The 787-nt window shown below is 40.4% G+C and carries 1 protein-coding gene and 1 pseudogene; both read right to left on the bottom strand.

Annotated features, from left to right (window positions below):
- A pseudogene (locus tag Q3W56_RS20525) lies at positions 1 to 519 on the bottom strand (helix-turn-helix domain-containing protein); the annotation flags it as partial.
- 177 nt (positions 520 to 696) lie between these two features.
- A partial coding sequence (locus Q3W56_RS20530) for an IS3 family transposase (RefSeq protein ID WP_302896688.1) occupies positions 697 to 787 on the bottom strand: 91 nt, incomplete at its 5' end.

Genomic DNA, 787 nt, shown 5'->3' on the forward strand with positions numbered 1-787 from the left:
GTATGGCTGTGATTTTTCGATATCCATACCGATACTTGTGCTCTCGGCACAACGTGCCGATTTGTTTTTCCAAATGGTGCTTGGAATGATCTTTCGTCAGATTCTTCTTCCAACGATAATAAGACGCCCGAGAGATACCTAAATGAATACAGATATCCTGCACGGTCATTGTGCTGTGCAATATTTCTACAAGTTCGACTGACGTTTTGCTATCAACTTCCTTTCCAATTCGTTGTACTTTTTTAACACTTCATTCTGTTGTCGCAGATAACGATTCTCTGCCTGCAGTTTCTCTAATTCAGAAGAATACTCCGGACCTTTTCCGTAAGTGTATTGCTTTCCAACAGGCTGTTCGAATCGATGTGTATCACCAGCCTTATACCATCTGACCCATGTCTTAATCTGCGTATTATTTTTGATATTCAACTCCTGCATGATCTCTTTCATAGGTACGCCTGCCAATCTCATGTCTACAGCCTTCTGTTTCACTTCAAGCGGATAACTCACTCTTGTCCCCATAGAAAAAACACCTCCAAGTCTAATGTCGGATAACAATCATCCTTTTTCAAACTTGAAGGTGTTTTTTATTTGTCTCATCTTATGGGGTCAGTCCCTTTGGGGTGATGGCTTTTTTCTTCATAATAAAAAACCTCCCCTATTATGAAGTGACCCCCTAAAGTTAGACACGGGTTTTCATTAGGCAGTTCTTGAGGCATGAGTTCGGTATTGTACCGGACTCATGCCTTTTAGTTTTGCCTTTATTCGTTTTTGATTGTAGTAGTCAATA

Source organism: Bacillus sp. C28GYM-DRY-1 (genome assembly GCF_030519405.1).
In the GTDB taxonomy this organism is placed as follows: domain Bacteria; phylum Bacillota; class Bacilli; order Bacillales; family Bacillaceae; genus Bacillus; species Bacillus spizizenii_A.